The 19,019-nt window shown below is 60.9% G+C and carries 23 protein-coding genes; 12 read left to right on the top strand and 11 right to left on the bottom strand.

All coding sequences use genetic code 11. From position 1 onward, the window contains the following. Nucleotides 1–12: 12 nt before the first annotated feature. The gene (locus EFD56_RS14525) at nt 13–288 is read left to right on the top strand and encodes a hypothetical protein (RefSeq protein WP_126905594.1); all 276 of its coding nucleotides are present in this window, start codon (nt 13–15) and stop codon (nt 286–288) included. Nucleotides 289–338: 50 nt separating this feature from the next. Here the strand turns inward: EFD56_RS14525 and EFD56_RS14520 are convergent, their stop codons facing one another. Further along, nucleotides 339–596: a YjhX family toxin gene (locus EFD56_RS14520; RefSeq protein WP_004671262.1), complete on the bottom strand. Its 258-nt coding sequence runs from the start codon at nt 594–596 to the stop codon at nt 339–341. Between the two features lie 298 nt (nt 597–894). Here EFD56_RS14520 and EFD56_RS14515 point away from each other — a divergent pair, with 298 nt between their 5' ends. Further along, complete coding sequence (locus tag EFD56_RS14515; protein WP_126905593.1) at nt 895–1,401, top strand: GNAT family N-acetyltransferase; 507 nt, start codon at nt 895–897, stop codon at nt 1,399–1,401. A 4-nt stretch (nt 1,402–1,405) separates the two neighbouring features. Here EFD56_RS14515 and EFD56_RS14510 read toward each other — a convergent pair whose 3' ends face one another. Further along, nucleotides 1,406–1,717 (bottom strand): DUF1294 domain-containing protein, encoded by a 312-nt coding sequence (locus tag EFD56_RS14510; protein WP_064821917.1) that lies wholly within the window; start codon nt 1,715–1,717, stop codon nt 1,406–1,408. Between the two features lie 143 nt (nt 1,718–1,860). Here EFD56_RS14510 and gatB point away from each other — a divergent pair, with 143 nt between their 5' ends. From gatB to EFD56_RS14485, 5 genes are all read left to right on the top strand, one after another. Then, nucleotides 1,861–3,363, top strand: coding sequence for an Asp-tRNA(Asn)/Glu-tRNA(Gln) amidotransferase subunit GatB (gatB, locus tag EFD56_RS14505; protein WP_012483630.1), 1,503 nt, complete (start codon nt 1,861–1,863; stop codon nt 3,361–3,363). Between the two features lie 2 nt (nt 3,364–3,365). Beyond that, nucleotides 3,366–3,869, top strand: a complete 504-nt coding sequence (locus EFD56_RS14500; protein WP_012483631.1) for a GNAT family N-acetyltransferase — start codon at nt 3,366–3,368, stop codon at nt 3,867–3,869. Between the two features lie 3 nt (nt 3,870–3,872). Beyond that, a complete protein-coding gene (locus tag EFD56_RS14495; RefSeq protein WP_126905592.1) occupies nt 3,873–4,346 on the top strand; it encodes a GNAT family N-acetyltransferase in 474 nt (157 codons plus the stop codon). 102 nt (nt 4,347–4,448) lie between these two features. Next, nucleotides 4,449–4,847, top strand: a complete 399-nt coding sequence (locus EFD56_RS14490; RefSeq protein WP_004671258.1) for an NADH:ubiquinone oxidoreductase subunit NDUFA12 — start codon at nt 4,449–4,451, stop codon at nt 4,845–4,847. 113 nt (nt 4,848–4,960) lie between these two features. Further along, on the top strand, nt 4,961–5,401 hold the full coding sequence (locus EFD56_RS14485) for a DUF2155 domain-containing protein (protein WP_004671254.1): 441 nt from the start codon (nt 4,961–4,963) through the stop codon (nt 5,399–5,401). An 86-nt stretch (nt 5,402–5,487) separates the two neighbouring features. Here EFD56_RS14485 and EFD56_RS14480 read toward each other — a convergent pair whose 3' ends face one another. The 7 genes from EFD56_RS14480 to EFD56_RS32610 all read right to left on the bottom strand — a co-directional run bounded on the left by EFD56_RS14480 (nt 5,488) and on the right by EFD56_RS32610 (nt 10,570). Beyond that, a complete protein-coding gene (locus tag EFD56_RS14480; protein WP_064818096.1) occupies nt 5,488–6,432 on the bottom strand; it encodes a DUF2167 domain-containing protein in 945 nt (314 codons plus the stop codon). 62 nt (nt 6,433–6,494) lie between these two features. Then, nucleotides 6,495–7,109, bottom strand: coding sequence for a leucyl/phenylalanyl-tRNA--protein transferase (gene aat, locus EFD56_RS14475; protein ID WP_037138427.1), 615 nt, complete (start codon nt 7,107–7,109; stop codon nt 6,495–6,497). A 7-nt stretch (nt 7,110–7,116) separates the two neighbouring features. Further along, complete coding sequence (gene accC / locus EFD56_RS14470) at nt 7,117–8,472, bottom strand: acetyl-CoA carboxylase biotin carboxylase subunit (RefSeq protein WP_016732915.1); 1,356 nt, start codon at nt 8,470–8,472, stop codon at nt 7,117–7,119. A gap of 4 nt (nt 8,473–8,476) precedes the next feature. Then, the gene (gene accB, locus EFD56_RS14465) at nt 8,477–8,950 is read right to left on the bottom strand and encodes an acetyl-CoA carboxylase biotin carboxyl carrier protein (RefSeq protein ID WP_012483635.1); all 474 of its coding nucleotides are present in this window, start codon (nt 8,948–8,950) and stop codon (nt 8,477–8,479) included. 20 nt (nt 8,951–8,970) lie between these two features. Continuing rightward, nucleotides 8,971–9,408, bottom strand: a complete 438-nt coding sequence (aroQ, locus tag EFD56_RS14460) for a type II 3-dehydroquinate dehydratase (protein ID WP_004671242.1) — start codon at nt 9,406–9,408, stop codon at nt 8,971–8,973. A gap of 151 nt (nt 9,409–9,559) precedes the next feature. Further along, nucleotides 9,560–10,318, bottom strand: a complete 759-nt coding sequence (locus EFD56_RS14455) for a DsbA family protein (RefSeq protein ID WP_004671239.1) — start codon at nt 10,316–10,318, stop codon at nt 9,560–9,562. Between the two features lie 78 nt (nt 10,319–10,396). Beyond that, nucleotides 10,397–10,570 carry a hypothetical protein gene (locus EFD56_RS32610; protein ID WP_004671237.1) on the bottom strand — a complete coding sequence of 58 codons (174 nt, stop codon included), beginning with the start codon at nt 10,568–10,570 and terminating at the stop codon, nt 10,397–10,399. On the opposite strand from EFD56_RS32610, the gene EFD56_RS14450 reads away from it, so the two are divergent. Then, complete coding sequence (locus EFD56_RS14450; RefSeq protein ID WP_126905591.1) at nt 10,529–11,686, top strand: pyridoxal phosphate-dependent aminotransferase; 1,158 nt, start codon at nt 10,529–10,531, stop codon at nt 11,684–11,686. The two genes, EFD56_RS32610 and EFD56_RS14450, sit on opposite strands and share 42 nt — an antisense overlap. A gap of 39 nt (nt 11,687–11,725) precedes the next feature. On the opposite strand, the gene EFD56_RS14445 is transcribed toward EFD56_RS14450, so the two are convergent. Further along, nucleotides 11,726–13,069, bottom strand: coding sequence for a DUF2778 domain-containing protein (locus EFD56_RS14445; RefSeq protein ID WP_126905590.1), 1,344 nt, complete (start codon nt 13,067–13,069; stop codon nt 11,726–11,728). Nucleotides 13,070–13,277: 208 nt separating this feature from the next. Beyond that, nucleotides 13,278–15,140 (bottom strand): PHA/PHB synthase family protein, encoded by a 1,863-nt coding sequence (locus EFD56_RS14440; RefSeq protein ID WP_225881647.1) that lies wholly within the window; start codon nt 15,138–15,140, stop codon nt 13,278–13,280. 146 nt (nt 15,141–15,286) lie between these two features. On the opposite strand from EFD56_RS14440, the gene EFD56_RS14435 reads away from it, so the two are divergent. From EFD56_RS14435 to EFD56_RS14420, 4 genes are all read left to right on the top strand, one after another. Continuing rightward, nucleotides 15,287–15,700 (top strand): SHOCT domain-containing protein, encoded by a 414-nt coding sequence (locus EFD56_RS14435; protein ID WP_004671231.1) that lies wholly within the window; start codon nt 15,287–15,289, stop codon nt 15,698–15,700. A 221-nt stretch (nt 15,701–15,921) separates the two neighbouring features. Continuing rightward, nucleotides 15,922–17,139 carry an LL-diaminopimelate aminotransferase gene (locus EFD56_RS14430; protein ID WP_029531151.1) on the top strand — a complete coding sequence of 406 codons (1,218 nt, stop codon included), beginning with the start codon at nt 15,922–15,924 and terminating at the stop codon, nt 17,137–17,139. 61 nt (nt 17,140–17,200) lie between these two features. Next, a complete protein-coding gene (locus EFD56_RS14425; RefSeq protein ID WP_126905589.1) occupies nt 17,201–18,526 on the top strand; it encodes a homoserine dehydrogenase in 1,326 nt (441 codons plus the stop codon). 205 nt (nt 18,527–18,731) lie between these two features. Continuing rightward, entirely contained in the window at nt 18,732–18,974 is a 243-nt protein-coding gene (locus EFD56_RS14420) for a hypothetical protein (protein WP_126905588.1), read from the top strand. The last annotated feature ends 45 nt before the right edge of the window (nt 18,975–19,019 follow it).

Raw genomic sequence — 19,019 nt, 5'->3', positions numbered from 1 at the left:
GGAGGAGGTCTTATGGCGATCAATGATCTTGCGCGATTGATCGAGGCAATCGATCGTCTTGCTGCCGGCAGTTTCTCCATGGGCGCGGATTGGCAGGCGGTTCATGATATTTGTCAGCGCCACGAAGGCGAACAGCCGTTCGATTGGGGCCATGCTCTCTGCCATCGCATCGAAGGCGACGACTGGAATGCCGATTACTGGTATCGCCGCGCCGGCAAGACGCGCGGCACGCGTACGATGGCCGACGAATGGGCGGCGATGCGAGCGGTATTGTCCCCGAAGGTTTAAGGCCGAGCCCTGACCGCGCCGGTTGAGGCGCGATCAGGTAGATTGCCCGATTATCTGTTGTCTAGCTGTGATCTGACCAACGTCAGCCCTCGTTCGGTGATCCGGTAGGGCTGGCCGCCTGACGATTTGATCGCCTTTAGCCGCTTCAGCCTGCGGAAGAGATCGAGGTCGACGCCGGGATAGAGCCAGCCGTCTCGGGTGAAACAACTGACGTTCTCGATTTTCCTGTCGTCGTCGCGGGAAATTTCGATGCGGCCGCCTTGGGCCATGAGATGCAGGATGCGCTGCTCCGTGCGGGAAATATCCATATGTTGAGATCCGGTATAGCGCCCGGCAGGGCGCACAAAAACGATCTGGCGTTCCTTCGAACGTCAGGGCTTCGTTTTTTCGGGCCCATGCGCGCAAGCGGACTTGCGGGCAGGGCCTTTACCGGGTCTGTGACTGGCTCAACATAAAGAGCTTCTTATTTCGCGCGCAAAAGGCGGTCAAGATCGTGATCGCCGATCAAACCGGTCGAAAACCGCAGTTTCCAACCATCGTCCCGCTGCGGGCACTGGAATATTTCCCGACTCAATGGTCTAGTTGCGGAGTAACGCGGAGGTGTCGTTGATCCACATTCGCAATGCCCGCGACGGGGAAGCGGAACTGTTGAGTGAGATCGGGCTGAGGGCCTGGCAAAAGGCGATGGCGTCGATCGGCGAATCGCACGCGATGATCGACGCAGCGCGCAGCGCCTTTCGCAACTTCGTGGAAAATGATTGGCTGACCATCACCGTCGTCGAACAGAACGGCCAGGTTGCCGGCTGGGCGGCGCGCGAAGGCCTGGATGAGATCATCTCGGATTTCTGGATCGACCCCGTCTTCACCGGCCAGGGGCTCGGTTCGGCGCTTCTCGGGCGCATCGAAAAGGAGATTGCCGAACAGGGCTTCGACAAGGCGACGATGCAGACACATTCCGGCAACGCCGAGGCGATCGGCTTCTTTCAAAAACACGGCTACAGCATCCACTGGCTCTCGGTCGCCTATAATCCGAAGCTCGACCGCGACGTGCCCTCCGTCGGGCTGACGAAGCAGCTCGTCTCCGACGGCCGCGGATACGGACAGGAATTCTGAGGTTTCAAAGGCTCTGGAGAAGGTACAGGCGCCATTGCGGCGATAAGATCAGCACCGCAGCCAATGCGCCGTGCGTGACCAGGATTCCCGTTAGGATCGAACGGAACGGTTCCTTTCGCGTCTTGTGCCGCAACAACTGCTGTGCCGCCACGGCGCCGAGGCTGCCGCCGACCAGCGCAAGCAGCAGAAGAGTGCGCTCGCTTATGCGCCACCGGCCGTCGCGTGCCGCCTGCTTGTCCAGGAAATAGACCCAAAAGACCAAGAGGTTCAGCGCCAGAAACAATGCGGCCATTTTGATGATATCGGTCATCGTCATCCGGCAACTCTATCGTGTCCCGGTTAACTCCCAAATATCGCCGGGGCCGCCGAACCATACTGCGCTTATGGCGAAAGCCTTGCACCGGCACGCCATTTCCTTTACCTCACCGGTGGAAAAGAACAGCCTGCAAAGAGTATCAGATGACCCTTGTCGACGTCCGCACGCCTGATCCGAAACGCTTCATCCCCGGCGCCACCGGCGACTGGGAAGTCATCGTCGGCATGGAAGTCCATGCCCAGGTGCTGTCGAATTCGAAGCTCTTCTCCGGTGCCTCGACGGAATTCGGCAAGCCGCAGAATTCGAACGTGTCGCTCGTCGATGCCGCCATGCCCGGCATGCTGCCCGTCATCAACGAGGAATGCGTCAAGCAGGCGGTCCGCACCGGTCTCGGCCTCAAGGCTCAGATCAACAAGCGCTCGCTCTTCGACCGCAAGAACTATTTCTATCCCGACCTGCCGCAGGGCTATCAGATCTCGCAGTTCAAGGATCCGATCGTCGGCGAGGGCAAGATCGTCATCTCGCTCGGGCCGGACCGCCAGGGCCAGTTCGAGGATATTGAGATCGGCATCGAGCGCCTGCACCTGGAACAGGATGCCGGCAAGTCGATGCACGACCAGCATGCGACCATGTCCTATGTCGATCTGAACCGATCCGGCGTGGCACTGATGGAAATTGTCTCCAAGCCCGATATGCGTTCATCCGACGAAGCCAAGGCCTATATGACCAAGCTGCGTTCGATCGTGCGTTATCTCGGCACTTGCGACGGCAACATGGACGAGGGCTCGATGCGCGCCGACGTCAACGTCTCCGTCCGCCGCCCGGGCGAGGCTTTCGGCACGCGCTGCGAGATCAAGAACGTCAACTCCATCCGCTTCATCGGTCAGGCGATCGAATATGAAGCCCGCCGCCAGATTGGCATCCTGGAAGATGGCGGCACGATCGAGCAGGAGACGCGGCTCTTCGACCCGAACAAGGGCGAGACGCGTTCGATGCGCTCCAAGGAGGATGCGCACGACTATCGCTATTTCCCCGATCCGGACCTGCTGCCGCTCGAGTTCGACGATGCCTTCGTCACGGCGCTGGCGGCCGATCTGCCGGAACTGCCGGACGATAAGAAGGAACGCTTCGTGCGCGAGCTCGGTCTGTCGGTCTACGACGCCTCCGTGCTCGTCTCCGAAAAGGCGATCGCCGACTATTTCGAGGCTGTGGCCGCGGGCCGCGACGGCAAGACGGCGGCGAACTGGGTGATCAACGACCTGCTCGGCGCGCTGAACCGCACCGGCAAGGACATCGAGCAGACGCCGGTCTCGCCGGCCCAGCTCGGCGCCATCATCGACCTTATCAAGGCGGGAACCATTTCGGGCAAGATCGCCAAGGACCTCTTCGAGATCGTGCTGACCGAAGGCGGCGATCCCGCCGAGATCGTCGAATCGCGCGGCATGAAGCAGGTGACCGATACCGGCGCGATCGAAAAGGCAGTCGACGAGATTATCGCCGCCAATCCCGATCAGGTGGAAAAGGTCAAGGCAAAGCCGACCATGGCCGCATGGTTCGTCGGCCAGGTGATGAAGGCGACCGGCGGCAAAGCCAATCCGCAGGCCGTCCAGGCGCTCGTTAAGGCGAAGCTCGGCATCGAGGAATAGCCGTGTACTTCGTCCGCACCGCCGGCGAGCGCGACCTGGAGAAGGTCCGCGCGCTTCTGGTGGAGAGCTTTCACGCCACCTATGACGATCTGCACGGCAAGACCAAGGTCGATGAGTTGATCGCCCATCTCTTTACGCCGGCGGCGCTGAAGGCGCGCCTGGTGCGCAAGGATGCCGAATTCCTCGTTGCCGACGACGGCCGTAAGATCGGCGGCGTGGGTTATGCGGCAATGTCGCAGGCATTGACGAAAACGGTCATGCTGCACCTCCTCTATGTCAGCCCGGCGCTGCAGCGCCAGGGCATCGGCCGCGACATCTTCGCCGAGCTCGAAACCTGCTTTCCCGATGCCGAAATCATGCGTCTCGAAGTCGAGCCGCAAAACGCGGCTGCGATTGCCTTCTACCAGGCGCACGGCTTCATCGAGGTCGGCCGCAACGAGTATAGCGGGCCCGGGCAATCCGGCATTCCGGCACTGATTTTCGAAAAACCGATCGAGGGCCACTGAGCCATGCAGGTCGAGGTGCCTGATATTCTCGTTCGTCAGGCGCGGAAGGACGATCTGCGGGCCCTGGTGGCAATCTTTGCCGCCGATGCGCTCGGCGGTCACGGCGATACGACGGATCCTGAGGCCTTTGCCGATTATGCCAGGGCTTTCACAGCGATCGAGACTTCGCCGAACCAGATGCTTTACGTTGCGGAGGTTAGCGGCGAGGTGGTCGGCACGTTCCAGACGATGATGACGACCTCACTGACCGGCCGCGGCTCTTCGGCGATGATCATCGAGGCGGTGCAGACGCGCTCCGATATGCGCGGGCAGGGGATCGGCGCCCGGATGATCGAATTCGCCATCGCCGAGGCAAAAGGCCGCGGCGTGCGCCTTGTGCAATTGACCTCGAATGCGATACGCAAGGACGCCCATCGTTTCTATGAAAGGCTTGGCTTCAAGCCTTCGCATCTGGGCTTCAAGATGGTCTTGAAATGACCCTCGGCTGTCGTGGAATCGCTGGACAATTCGGCTTGACGACGGCATAAGCGAGAAAACGAATTCTGGTTTGGTCCGCACCGGCGGGCACAAGGAAAAGACATGTGGAATCTTCTGGTTCAGACCTTCACCTGGTGGAACAGTCAGACGATGGGCACGCGTTTTGCGACCTGGCGTTTCGGCAAGCGCGTCGGCGAGGATGAATTCGGCAACGTCTATTATGAAGGCGGCATGTCCTCCTACGGTCTGCCGAAGCGCTGGGTGATCTACAAGGGTTATGCCGAAGCCTCCGCCATTCCGCCGGGCTGGCACGGCTGGATGCACCATCGCACCGATGTTCCTCCGTCCAAGGAAAATTACGTCGCCAAGGAATGGCAGAAGACGCATCGCCCCAACCTCACCGGATCGCCACAGGCTTACCGCCCGCCGGGTTCTCTTGCGGTTCCCGGCGAGCGTCCGCGCGTCACCGGCGATTACGACGCCTGGACGCCCGGCAACTGAGACGGCTGACCGGGCGATCCTCAAGCCCGGCTTTTGGCCACAATTGCCCTTTACCCGCAGGTTGGCCGCGCTTGACCGCGGATGAAACTGAAAAATTATCTGGAGACGGGTACATGAAGCTCTTCACGCGGAACATGGTCCTGCGTGCCGCCGGATCGCTGCTGGCGCTCTCGGCTCTGCTTCCGCCAGTTGCGGCAAATGCCGCACGGATCGAAAATCCGGTTGCCGTCTTCTCCGGCCTCGACAAGATTACTGGCCGCATCACCACCTTCGACGTCTATGTCAACGAGACGGTGCAGTTCGGCGCACTCCAGGTGACACCGAAGGCCTGTTATTCGCGCGATCAGGCGGAAGCACAGAAGATCGACGGTTTTGTCGAGGTCGACGAGATCACCCTCGACCGCAAGATCCGCCGCATCTTCACCGGCTGGATGTTTGCCGCCAGCCCCGGTCTCAATGCCGTCGAGCACCCGATCTATGACGTCTGGCTGAAGGACTGCAAGACCAGCTCCGACGTCCCGGCGCCTGACGGCACCAAGGCGACCGCGCGTTAACACGTTCCCGGCGACAGAACCGCAGCGTCCGCGCGCCTGTTTGAGACGCGCGAGGGACGGGGCAACTCTTTGATGCGTTTGCGCCCCTATGCGGTCGGCGTTTTGTTCCTTGTGAAAAGGCCCTTGGCAAAGCGAAGCGCACCGCCGGCCAGTACGACGACGAGGATGCCGGCCTTTTTGAAGAAGGCAAGGGCAAGGGCGAGCAGCCCTACCTTTGCGGCAATCTTGGCGCCAGCGCCTGCGGCGATCATTCCCGCCATGCCGTAGGCCGCAATCTTGTCGCCGTCGACATAGTCGCCATAGGCCATTCCCTTGTCGAACTGCACGAGCTTCGTGACCGTCGGAATGACCTCCTCGATCTCCTTCAGCTGTCCGAGTCCGGCAACGAAGTCGAATTCAAAAACACCCTCGCGACCGAATACCCGCACGGAATAATTCAGCGTGTGCTCGGTTTGCGTGTCGTTGCCGAAAATCAGATCGCGCGCCCAGTGCATTGCATGCGCCGGCTTGTCGTAGTGTGGGGCCGATGCCCAGCCGACCAGGGTGATCTTCGGGAAGCCCTGCTTTTCGCGCTCAGGATTCCTTTCGCTGATCGAATCCTTGATGTTCTGCAGCAGTTCGTCGTAATTCGTCGTGGCGGCATCGCTGTCTGAGACATAACCGTCCGCGCTGTATTCCACGATCGATCCCCAGGATTCCGGATCGGTCGGCGCGTATTTTGCCGGGAAGATCATCCCCAGCATTCCATCAGCCGCCGCCGGAGGGTTCCCCCAGATATCGACAAGCACCGTCTTCGTGTCGGCGGGGCTGAGATAGTAAAAGTTGGCGGGCACATTGAGCGTCGCCTTCGCTTCAGGCAGCTTGATCGCACCCTGCTGAAAATCGAGCTTTTCCAGTAACGGTTTTTCCGCCTCGGAAAAATCGGTTCTGCCAGGAAACATCTCCTGATAGGGGCGTGCCTCGCCCTGAGCTGCAAGTAGGGCGAAAAGCATCGCCGCCGCGAAATATCGTCTCAAAATTCTATCCCCCATTGTATTTTCCGGAAGCTACTGAAATCGGCCGGAAAATCAACGCAGGGATGAAACGAACGTGCTTAAAACTTCAGGTGTGGCGATTCCATCGCGGCGGCAAGCAGCAGGGCATAATCGGCCTTCGGAACGTCGATCGCGCCGAATGTCTTCAGATGCTCGGTGGTGAACTGGGTGTCGAGCAGGGTAAAGCCCTTGTTCCTGAGCCGGTCGACCAGATGCACGAGGCAGATCTTCGAAGCGTCCGTGCGGCGTGAAAACATGCTTTCGCCGAAGAAGGCCGAGCCGAGCGAGACGCCGTAGAGGCCGCCGACCAGTTCATCGCCGTCCCAGGCTTCAACGGTATGGGCGTGGCCCATGTCGAAGAGCGTCGAATAAAGCGATCGGATTGTCTGGTTGATCCAGGTGCTCGGGCGACCCGACGTCTCCTCTGCGCAAGCCGCGATCACCGATTCGAAGGCGTGGTCGAAACGGATCTCGAAAGGATTCCGGCGCACCGTCTTAGCGAGGCTCTTCGATATATGGAAATGATCGAGCGGCAACACGCCGCGCAACTCCGGTTCGACCCAGAAGATCTCCGGGTCGTCCGCGGATTCCGCCATCGGAAAGAGGCCGATGGAATAGGCGCGCAGGAGAATGTCAGGGGTGATGCCTGGTGACTTCCTGCGCGATCCTGCCATTCCTGTCCTATGCCGCCGGTGTGTTGGCGAGGTGGTGTTCCAGCCAGTGGATGTCGTAGTCGCCGTTGGCGATATCCTGATTGGAGACGAGTTCCTGGAATAGCGGCAGCGTCGTCTTGATACCGTCCACGACGAATTCATCGAGCGCACGGCGCAACCGCATCATGCATTCGACGCGGGTGCGGCCGTGCACGATCAGCTTGCCGATCAGGCTGTCGTAATAGGGTGGGATCTTGTAACCCTGATAGGCGCCGGAATCGATGCGCACGCCAAGGCCGCCCGGCGCATGGAAATGCGTGATCGTGCCGGGCGAGGGCACGAAGGTGCGCGCATCCTCGGCATTGATACGGCATTCGATGGCGTGGCCGGAAAAATGCACCTCGTCCTGCGTCACCGACAGGCCGCCGCCGGAAGCGACGCGGATCTGCTCGTGCACAAGGTCGATGCCGGTGATCGCTTCGGTGATCGGATGCTCCACCTGCAGGCGGGTGTTCATTTCGATGAAATAGAACTCGCCGTTCTCGTAGAGGAATTCGATCGTGCCGGCGCCGCGATATTTCAGCTTCTTCATGGCGTCGGCGCAGATCTGGCCGATCTTCATGCGCTGCTCGACGTTGAGTGCCGGCGAATTCGCCTCTTCCCAGACCTTCTGGTGGCGGCGCTGCAGCGAGCAGTCGCGTTCGCCAAGATGGATGGCATTGCCTTCGCCGTCGCCGAAAACCTGGATTTCGATGTGGCGCGGCTTGCCGAGATATTTTTCCATGTAGACGGCATCGTTGCCGAAGGCCGCTGCCGCTTCCGTGCGCGCCGTCGACCAGGCCTCGATCAGGTCGGCCTCGCTCCTGGCGACCTTCATGCCGCGTCCGCCGCCGCCGGCGGTCGCCTTGATCAGCACGGGATAGCCGATTTCGGCGGCCGTCCGCAGCGCATCCTCTTCGGTCTTTACCTCGCCGTCCGAGCCCGGAACGACGGGAATGCCGAGTTCCAGCGCCGTCGTCTTGGCGGTGATCTTGTCGCCCATGATGCGGATGTGATCAGCCGTCGGCCCGATGAAGGTGATGCCATGGGCGTCGAGAATATCGGCGAACTTGGCGTTCTCGGAGAGGAAGCCATAGCCCGGATGCACGGCGTCGGCGCCGGTGATCTCGCAGGCGGCGACGATCTGGTGGATATTGAGATAGCTCTCGCGCGAGGAGGGCGGGCCGATGCACACACTTTCGTCGGCAAGGCGCACATGCATGGCATCGGCGTCGGCGGTGGAATGCACCACGACGCAAGCGATGCCGAGCTCCTTGCAGGCCCGGAGCACGCGAAGGGCGATTTCCCCGCGATTGGCGATGAGGATTTTCGAAATCATGGGCATGGGCCTATTCGATGACGACGAGGGCTTGGCCGTATTCGACGGGATGTCCGTCATCGACGAGAATTTCGGTCACCTTGCCCGACTTCGGCGAGGGGATCTGGTTCATCGTCTTCATCGCTTCGATGATGATCAGCGTCTGGCCTTCCTTGACCGTGGCGCCGATTTCGATGAAGGGACGCGCGCCCGGAGCCGGCGCCATATAGACGGTGCCAACCATCGGCGCATTGACGACATTGGCCGGGTTGCGGGTCGGTGCGGCCGGGGCTGCGCCGGCTGCTGCCGGAGCGGCGGCTGCTGCCGGGGCTGCGAAGGCCGGTGCTGCGATCGGCGCCTGGACATATTGCGTCGCGCCGGTGCGCGACACGCGGATACGCAGATCGTCCTGTTCGACCTCGATCTCCGTCAGATCCGTCTCGTTGAGGATGTTGGCGAGATCGCGGATCAGTGCCTGATCGATACCCGATTTCTTTTCAGCCATGGTGTTGCCCTGTCTTCTTTTTATGCCGTGATGTTCTTCAGCGCATGCAGCGCCAGGATGTAGCTGTGAGGCCCGAAGCCGCAAATCACGCCCTTGCATGCCGGCGCGATCATCGACTTGTGGCGGAATTCTTCCCGTGCATGAACGTTGGATATGTGGAGCTCGACGACGGGAATGGAAATGGCGCGGATCGCGTCGTGCAGCGCGACCGAGGTATGTGTATAGGCGCCTGCATTGAAGGCGACGCCGACGGCCTTTTCGTCGGCCTCGTGAAACCAATCGACAAGCGTACCTTCGTGGTTGCTTTGCCGGAAATCGATATCGAAGCCGAGTTCGCGGCCAGCGACCTTGCAGTCCGCCTCGATGTCCTTCAGCGTCTTGCCGCCATAGATGCCGGGCTCTCTTTTACCCAGCATGTTCAGGTTGGGGCCGTTCAGGACAAAAATCGTTTGCGTCATCGAATGTTCCGTAAAATGCACGACGGCAACCTATAGACTCCGCGAAGGCCGAATGAAAGCCCTTACGGATTGGCCAGCCGGAATCGCGCCACATTTGTCCACATGGCTGAAACGCTTCGATTTTGGCGACTTGATGAGATGCTCGCTTTGCTCAGCAGGCGGTCTTGCCGCAGCTGCGCATATTCTTGACCTTGGCTTCGAGATCGTCGAGCCCGACTGCGCCCGGCACTAGTTCGTTGCCGATCACGTAGGAGGGCGTGCCGCTAATGCCGAGGCTGGAGGCGAGCTGGTAGGTCGCCTGAACGATGCCGTCATTCGGGCTCTTCGCCATCTCCGCGCGGATCTTGTCTTCGCTGACGCCGAGCGAGGCGGCGACAGCGATCGCGCTTTCGTCCGAGGCGCGGCCCTCACTGCCGAGCAGGGCGACGTGGAAATCGGCGTATTTCTCCGGCGCCAGCTTGCGGAATGCGTCCGCCACCTTGTGGGCGGCGACTGAATCCGGCCCGAGGATCGGAAATTCCTTGAGCACGAATCGGACGTTCTTGTCCTTTTTCAGCATTGCCTGCATGTCGGGAAGCGCATGGCGGCAGTAGCTGCAATTATAATCGAAGAACTCGACGACGGTGACGTCGCCCTTCGGATTGCCGAGCGCAACGTCGTTCTTCGAATCGAAGATGTCGGTCGTGTTCTCTTGGATCGCCATATTGGCTTTCACCAACCGCTGGGCTTCCTGCTTCTTCTGCAGTGCCTCCTGGACGTCGAGCATGATCTCGGGATTCTCGATCAGGTACTGCTTGATGAATTCGCCGAACTCCTTCTTCTGCTGGTCGTCGAGCGCTGCTGCCGGAAACGGAAGGGCAATCGATGCAGCAAGCGCCAGCGCGGTGAAGGTTTTCGGGAAAAATGCCATGTTATCCTCGTCATCGGCGATGTGGCCTCTCTCTGTCGAGAAGACCGTCGCCGGGTTAATGGACTTGAATGCGTCGCGTCAAGGTACGGTGCGTTTGGTTCTGCTCAAACAGGAATTTTTCATCCCCGCGTCACGCTCGCGGGATTGTGATGAGCCGATTAATGCGGCAATTGTCGGGCCGCCATTGAAGAAGTCGAGCGAGAAACGATCTTGTTTTCCATATCCAAACGCAGCGAAGTCGAGCCTTTTCATGCCATGGATGTCCTGGCCGAGGCGACGAAACGGCGCGCCGGCGGCCATCCCGTGATCTCGATGGCGGTCGGCCAGCCTTCGCATCCGGCACCGCGGGCGGCGCTCGAAGCAGCGCGCGAAGCCCTTGCCGAGGGCCGGATCGGTTACACCGATGCGCTGGGAACGGCGCGGCTGAAATCTGCACTTGCCTGGCACTACAAGGATCGGCACGGCCTGGAGATCGATCCCGCGCGCATCGCCGTCACCACTGGCTCCTCGGCCGGCTTCAATCTCGCCTTTCTGTCGCTTTTCGATGCCGGTGATGCGGTGGCGATCGCAAGACCGGGTTATCCCGCCTATCGCAATATTCTTGGCGCCCTGGGTCTGAAGGTCGTCGAGGTGCCGGTGACGGCCGAGACCCATTTCACCCTTACCCCCGAGAGCCTCGAGGCGGTGCAGAAAGAAAGCGGTGTCAGACTGAAGGGTGCGCTGCTCGCCAGCCCCGCCAATCCGACCGGCACGGTGACGGGCCGCGAGGGGCTGAAGGCGCTTTCGGATTACTGCGCGGCCCATTCCATCGCCTTCATTTCCGATGAAATCTACCACGGGCTGACTTTCGCCGGCGAGGAGGCGAGCGCACTCGAACTGACCGACGAGGTGATCGTCATCAACTCCTTCTCTAAATATTATTGCATGACCGGCTGGCGAATCGGCTGGATGGTGCTGCCCGAACGCCTGGTGCGGCCGATCGAGCGGGTGGCGCAGAGCCTCTACATCTCCCCGCCCGAACTCTCCCAGATCGCCGCCACCGCCGCTCTTGGCGCAGGCGACGAGCTCGATCGCGTTAAAGCAAGTTATGCCGCCAACCGCGACCTGCTGCTCGACCGCCTGCCGAAGATCGGCCTTACACCGGCTTCGCCGATGGACGGCGCCTTCTACGCCTATCTCGATGTTTCCCGCTTCACCAATGACAGCATGGGTTTTGCCAAACGCATGCTCGCCGAAATCAACGTCGCCGCAACCCCGGGCCTGGATTTCGATCCGCTGGAGGGGCATCGCACCCTGCGTCTATCCTATGCGGGCTCGCAGGCGGAGATCGCCGAGGCGGTGGAGCGAATTGCTGGCTGGTTGAAGTAGCGTTCCGCGAGGACAAGCAGCTGCTTGTCTTCATATCCATCAGCCGCGCGATGAAAACAGCGAGGCAAGCGTCGAAGCCGGCTTGTTGTTCAGCCGCGGCACGACCACCAGCTGCTTGATGTCGCCGCGCTTGTAGGCGGCCAGGAAGCGCTTGTAATCCTTGAAGGAGACGCAGCCGTTGGAATCGCCGTTCTTGCCGAGCATGTAGGTGTGGGCGAGCAGGCCGACGCGGTCATAGATGGCATCCGAACCCTCGACCGGCGTCAGCCGGATCGCCGCGACGCCATGGAAAAGAGCTTCGCGCATGGTAAGGATATAGGTGTGCGGCGGCGTCGGTCCGCGCATCTTCTGGTTGGCGTAACGCGGATTGTCGCGCATCTTGCCGAGGCCGGAATGGGCCTCCAGCCGTTCGCCGTTCGGCAGATAGACGGTGCTGTTCTCGATGTCGTAGATGGCGACGCCTGCGCGCAGCTTCGGCGAGAAGACCGGCTTGTCGTAACGCGGGACTGCGTCGTCCTCGTCGTCTTCGATTACAGAATTCGGTTTGGCGTAGGCAAGGACGGGCTCGGCCGAACGCGGCGCTCTCTGGGAGCCCGGGGCCGGTTTGCCGATCAGGCCGTCCGGACGTGCCATCGGCAGCGGTACGGAACCGGTGTCCGGCGCCAGCACGAGATCGAAGGGCTGCCGCTCTTCGGCCTCGGCAACTTCTACCGGCGCAGGCTTTTCCTGCGGCAGCGACGCCGTCTTGACGGCGGGCGCGGCCGGCTCGACCGGGGCCGGCGCAATCTGCTGCGGCCCGGCATCGGCAAGGGCGAGCAGGGCAGGAAGTTCAACGGCAGCGACGGCTTCCTTGGACGGAATGATGATGCGGTCATCCTCGTTCTCTTCCGCCTCCGCCCGGGCAAGCTCAACCGGCTGCGTGACGCTATCGTCCTTGACGAATTTCGCGGTGTCGGAAGGCGTTGCTGCGGCAACGGCGACCGGCGGTTCGGCAGGGTTCACAAGGCGATTCTTTGCGAGCGCCAGCGATGCCGCTGCGGCGGCATTGGTCTTTTGCGCATGCGATTGGATGAGATGAGTCGTCAGGGCTACGACCGGCTTGGCATCGAAGGCGGCCAGCCGATCGGCTTTGCCAACGTGAATCAGTCGTTCGTGAGACGTCGCCCGCTTGGGCTTCGACGCCGACGCGACATGCGTAAAGCTCTCGGACGGCGAAACCGGTGCGCCGATCGAATGCATTGTCGCGAAGGTCGCGATCAGCCATGTGGAGGTCAGAAGTCCGGCGCCAACGACGCCGTAAAGAAAACCGCGAGATCTGCGTGAACGAAAAGCAGATCCGCCAAGAGAGGTGGCGCCATCAAACGCCCCGACCGCAAACGCCATACTAAACTCGTCTTTCAAACTCGCTACGCAGGCCGGCGGCACTGACTGTCTACATTTCGCCGGGGCCGGTAATGGCGCAAATTGGCCGAATTTAGACCGCTTGCGACATCCGACTGTTTCGCAAGGATGACGAATTATGGTTTCTAATTTGTTTACGCGGTGTTGCGCTTTCTCATGACGTCTCAAAAAGAGATGGGGCCGGTATCTGTCAGACGCGTTCCATCACATAACTGCCCGGCGCTTCCTCGATCGCATTCAGCGCATCGCCGCCGGGTTTGCGCGCCGCAACGCGTCTGCCGTCATGCGTCTCGATCCAGGCCCGCCAATGCGGCCACCACGATCCCGGCGTCTCGCTCGCCTGCTCAAGCCAGGTTTCGTACTCGCCCTTGGCTGGGCCGCCCGTCCAGAATTGGTACTTCTTCTTGTCGGGCGGGTTGACGACGCCGGCGATATGTCCCGAGCCGGTGACGACGAATTCCACCTTGCCGCCGAAGAACCGGCTGCCGAGGAAGACGGATTTGGCGGGGGCGATGTGATCCTCGCGGGTGGCGAGATTATAGATCGGGATCTTTACGTCCTTCAGCGACACAGGCTTGCCGTCAAGGATCATTTCGTTCTGCGTCAGCGCATTGCGGAGATAGCAGTTGCGCAGATAGAAGGCATGATTTGCCGCCGCCATGCGGGTTGAATCGGCGTTCCAGAACAACAGGTCGAAGGGCAGGGGCTCCTGCCCCTTGAGGTAGCTGTTGACGAAATAGGGCCAGATCAGCTCGGAAGCGCGCAGCATGTTGAAGGCCATCGACATCTTCGAACCGTCGAGATAGCCGGCTGACTTCATATGCTCTTCAAGCGCGGCAAGCTGCTCCTCGTCGACGAAGACCTTGAGATCGCCGGCATGGGTGAAGTCGACCTGGGTGGTAAAAAGCGTCGCGGTCTTGATGCGCTTGTTCTTCTCCTTGGCGTGCAAGGCCAGCGTCGCCGCCAGCAGCGTGCCGCCGACACAATAGCCGACGGCATTGACCTCCTTCTCGCCGGTCGCCTTCTCGATCGTCTCGAGCGCGAAATCGATGCCTTCGCGGGCATACGCCGCCCAGTCCTTCTCGGCGTGGCGCGCATCCGGGTTGACCCAGGAAATGACGAAGACGGTCTGCCCCTGGTCGACGCACCATTTGATGAAGGATTTCTGCGGGTTGAGGTCGAGAATATAGAATTTGTTGATCCAGGGCGGGCAGATCAGCAGCGGCCGCTTCAGCACCGTTTCGGTCGAGGCTTCGTACTGGATGATCTGGCAGATGTCGTTCTGGGCGATCACCTTGCCCGGCGTCAGCGCCATGTCGCGGCCGACGGCAAATTTCGTCATGTCGGTCTGGCGAAGGCGCAGATCGCCATGTCCGGCGGCGATATCCTCGGCGAGCATCTTCATTCCCCGCACCAAGTTTTCGCCGTTGCTGGCGATCGTCTCGCGATACAGCTGCGGATTGGTGGGGATGAAGTTGCTCGGCGAAAGCGCGGCGGTGATCTGCTTCACGTAGAAGCCGGCCTTGTGCTTGGTGTGCTCGTCGAGGCCGTCGGTCTCCGACACCAGCTTCTCAACCCAGTCACTGGTGGCGAAATAGACCTGGCGGAGGAAATCGAAGAACGGATTCTTCTGCCAGTCCTCGTCGGAGAAGCGCTTGTCCTTGCGGGTGTCGGGCTCGGGCGGCAGGGGCTCGCCCCCACTCATGCTTTGCATGCGCTGCATCGAGCGCATCCAGATGCCGAAGAACGAAGACATCAGCTGCGTCTGCGCCTCGAAGGTGCGGCGGGGATCGGAAATCCAGTATTCGCTGACCTTGGACAGCGTCTTGACCATGTCGGCCATCGGATCGATGGCGGTTTCGGTGATCTCGCCGCGTTCGCGCGGCGCAAGCCAGGCCGAAGCGGCTTGCCCGAGATTTTCGAGCGCCCGGGCGAAATTGATCGCCATGGTCTCGGGATCCTTCAACACATAGGGATCGAGATCGGTTGTGTCGAAACCGGCCTTGCCGCCATTTTTCTGGCCGCCACTCTCCTGCTTGCTGTCGGTCACCATTTCCTCCGGCGGCAGCACCCTTTTTATCCGTTCGTTGTACATCGTGATCGAACGAGAAAACAAGTTCCACCCGCATCGGCTCGTGCTATTGCTTTGTGGCTGCGACAAATTTAACAGTCGAGGCAGTCAGAACTGGATTTTGAGGCATGACGAAGAACGGCATTCGGCGGATCGCAACCTTCAACCGCACCGCATTGATTTGCGCCGCGGCGGCGATGGCCCTTGCCGGATGCAATCTGACGGCGGAGGAGAAGGCCGCGGCCGCTGCCAAGCGCGCTGCGCCGACCGCCGTCGTCATGCCGGCCACCAAGGGCGATGCGGTCGAAGGTGGCCTGTCGAAGTCGCCGGACGGCTATCCGAATTTCGGCGCGCCGCTGACGGCCGCCAATGTCCAGATGAGCGACGAGCAGGCGGCCGAGCTGCAGCATCAGCTGACCGCGCTTGCCGCCCGGCGCAAGGCCGGCGCGATCTCGGAAGCCGAATATCAGGCCAAGGTCGCCGAAATGCGCCGCCTGGCCGCCGAGCACGGCGAGCAGACGCTCTCCGAAATCTCCAAATAGACCTTGCCTTTCAAGCGATTTGGACGCAAAGCCTTCGGCAAGGATCGGAAGATGCGATTTTCCTGATAATGCGCCTTGCGCGGCCTTTTCGTCAAAGATTTGCCGCGTGGCTTGGGTCTGATGAATACGGCGCTGCGATTCTGAAGTTCGTGTCGCAGCCGCCGGAAGACGGAACGAACTTCGACTGCGGCCCGAAATGCCGCCTTTCCATGGGGAATGAAATGGAAGAGTTTCACAAAGTCCGGCGTTTGCCGCCTTATGTTTTCGAACAGGTCAACCGTTTGAAAGCAAGCGCGCGAGCGGGCGGCGCCGATATCATCGATCTCGGCATGGGAAACCCTGACCTTCCCACTCCCCAGGCGATCGTCGACAAGCTGTGCGAGGTCGTGCAGGACCCGCGCACTCACCGTTATTCGTCCTCCAAGGGCATTCCGGGCCTGCGCCGCGCCCAGGCCGCCTATTACGCCCGCCGTTTCGGCGTCAAGCTCAACCCGGATACGCAGGTGGTCGCCACCCTGGGCTCCAAGGAAGGCTTCGCCAACATGGCGCAGGCGATCACCGCGCCCGGCGACGTCATCCTCTGCCCGAACCCGACCTATCCGATCCACGCCTTCGGCTTCCTGATGGCGGGCGGTGTGATCCGTTCCATGTCGGTTGAGCCGGATGAGAGCTTTTTCCCGCCGCTCGAGCGCGCCGTCCGGCATTCGATCCCGAAGCCGCTGGCGCTGATCCTCAACTATCCCTCGAATCCGACCGCTCTCGTGGCGACGCTCGATTTCTACAAGGACGTCATCGCCTTCGCCAAGAAGCACGACATTATCGTGCTCTCCGACCTTGCCTATTCCGAGATCTATTTCGACGGCGCGCCGCCGCCGTCGGTTCTCGAAGTGCCGGGCGCAATGGATGTGACGGTCGAGTTCACCTCGATGTCGAAGACCTTCTCCATGCCCGGCTGGCGCATGGGTTTTGCCGTCGGCAACGAGCGGCTGATCGCCGCCTTGACCCGCGTCAAGTCCTACCTCGACTACGGCGCCTTCACGCCGATCCAGGTGGCGGCGACCCACGCGCTGAATGGCGATGGTTCCGACATTGCGGAAGTCCGCAATGTCTATAAGCGCCGCCGCGACGTCATGGTCGAAAGTTTCGGCAAGGCCGGCTTCGACGTGCCGCCGCCGGCTGCGACCATGTTCGCCTGGGCGAAGATCCCGGAAAAGTTCCGTCATCTCGGTTCGCTGGAATTCTCCAAGCTCTTGGTCGAGAAGGCCGACGTTGCCGTTGCCCCGGGTATCGGCTTCGGCGAACAGGGCGACGATTACGTTCGTCTGGCGCTTGTCGAGAACGAACACCGCATCCGCCAGGCTGCGCGCAACATCAAAAAGTTCATGTCGACGGCGGACGAGACGATGCATAACGTCATTTCGCTGAACGCTCACCGCTAATCTCAACTCTCGGCAGCCGCTTTCCGCGGCTGCCGCCACACAGACATTTCAGGATCGATCCATGGCAGATGCCCTCAAAATCGGCATTGCGGGCTTGGGCACCGTTGGCGCCTCGCTTGTCCGCATCATTCAGCAGAAGAGCAACGAGCTTGCCGTCACCTGCGGGCGTCCGATCACCATCACGGCGGTCTCCGCGCGCGATAAGACACGGGACCGCGGCATTGACCTTTCCTGCGTCACCTGGTTCGACCGGCCGGAAGATCTCGCCGAGAAGGGCGATATCGACGTCTTCGTCGAATTGATGGGTGGGGCCGAAGGCCCTGCCAACGTCTCGGTGCGCACCGCACTCCAGCGTGGTCTCCATGTGGTGACTGCCAACAAGGCGCTGCTTGCCTATCACGGCGTCGAGCTTGCGACGATCGCCGAAGAGAAGGGCTCGCTCCTGAACTTCGAGGCGGCGGTCGCCGGCGGCATCCCCGTCATCAAGGCGCTGCGTGAATCGCTGACCGGTAATGCCGTCTCGCGCATCTACGGCATCATGAATGGCACCTGCAATTACATCCTGACCAAGATGGAGAAGGAAGGGCTTTCCTTCGCCGAATGCCTGAAGGAAGCGCAGCGGCTGGGTTATGCCGAGGCCGATCCCGCCTTCGATATCGAAGGCAACGACACCGCCCATAAGCTCGCCATCCTGACGACGCTCGCCTTCGGCAATCGCATCGCGGCCGACGACATCTATCTCGAAGGCATCACCAACATCTCGATCGAGGATATCAATGCCGCGGCCGAACTCGGCTACCGCATCAAGCTGCTCGGCGTTGCCCAGCGCACCGATACCGGTATCGAGCAGCGCGTGCATCCGACCATGGTGCCGGTCGATTCGGTCATCGCCCAGGTGGACGGCGTCACCAATGCGGTGGCGATCGAATCCGACGTACTCGGCGAACTGCTGATGGTCGGCCCCGGCGCCGGCGGCAATGCTACAGCCTCGTCTGTGCTCGGTGACATCGCCGATATCGCCAAGAGCCAGCCGGGCGCCCAGCGCGTGCCGGCGCTCGGGCATCCTGCGAAGGCGCTGGAGCCCTACCGTAAAGCGCAGATGCAGAGCCATGAGGGCGGTTATTTCATCCGCCTGACGGTACTCGACCGCACCGGCGTCTTTGCAAGCGTCGCAACCCGCATGGCCGAAAACCACATCTCGCTCGAATCGATCGTTCAGCGCTCGAAGCAGCATCTGGCGCCGTCGCACCACCAGACAATCATTCTCGTTACCCATGCGACGATGGAGGAATCGGTGCGCAAAGCGGTGGCCTCGATCAAGTCGGAAGGTTATCTCTTCGGCGAGCCGCAGGTCATCCGCATCGAGCGGCCGAAAGAGGAAGCTTGATCCTTTCCGGTTCGGGAACACGAGCCGCCCTGTCTTCTTGAACTACCCGCGAAAGTTGGACATCAACTTCGCGGCAGTTCGCGATGGCGGGGCGGCTTTTTCTGTTCATCGTGCAACCCACCCGTACGGAAGTCTATATTAACAAATGCGCAAATATTGATATAAATAAAACCACAGATGGTGAGTCGTCGGCGTGGAGAATTTCATGAGCAAGGACAGCCATGCCGGGAAGGGGTATGGCTTCTCGAGCGAGGTGCCGCCAAACCATCCTGATGTGCCTGAGGAAGTTCTCAAGCCGCTCCATCGCGACAATCGCGACGATATTCCCGATGACATTGACGGCGAAGAAACCGAAGGCCGCAACTGGGCCATTCTGCTGACGCTCTTATCGTTCCTGCTGGTGCAAATCGGCGGCATCGCCATGATCGTCTGGGCGATCTTCTGGTAAAAATCCGTGTCTGCAAGTCCATCGCTATGTTATCTCCGCTGCTCC

Source organism: Rhizobium phaseoli (assembly GCF_003985125.1).
GTDB lineage: Bacteria > Pseudomonadota > Alphaproteobacteria > Rhizobiales > Rhizobiaceae > Rhizobium > Rhizobium phaseoli.
The sequence above is the reverse complement of the archived record's forward strand: the minus strand, read 5'-3'. Positions and strand labels throughout refer to the sequence as shown.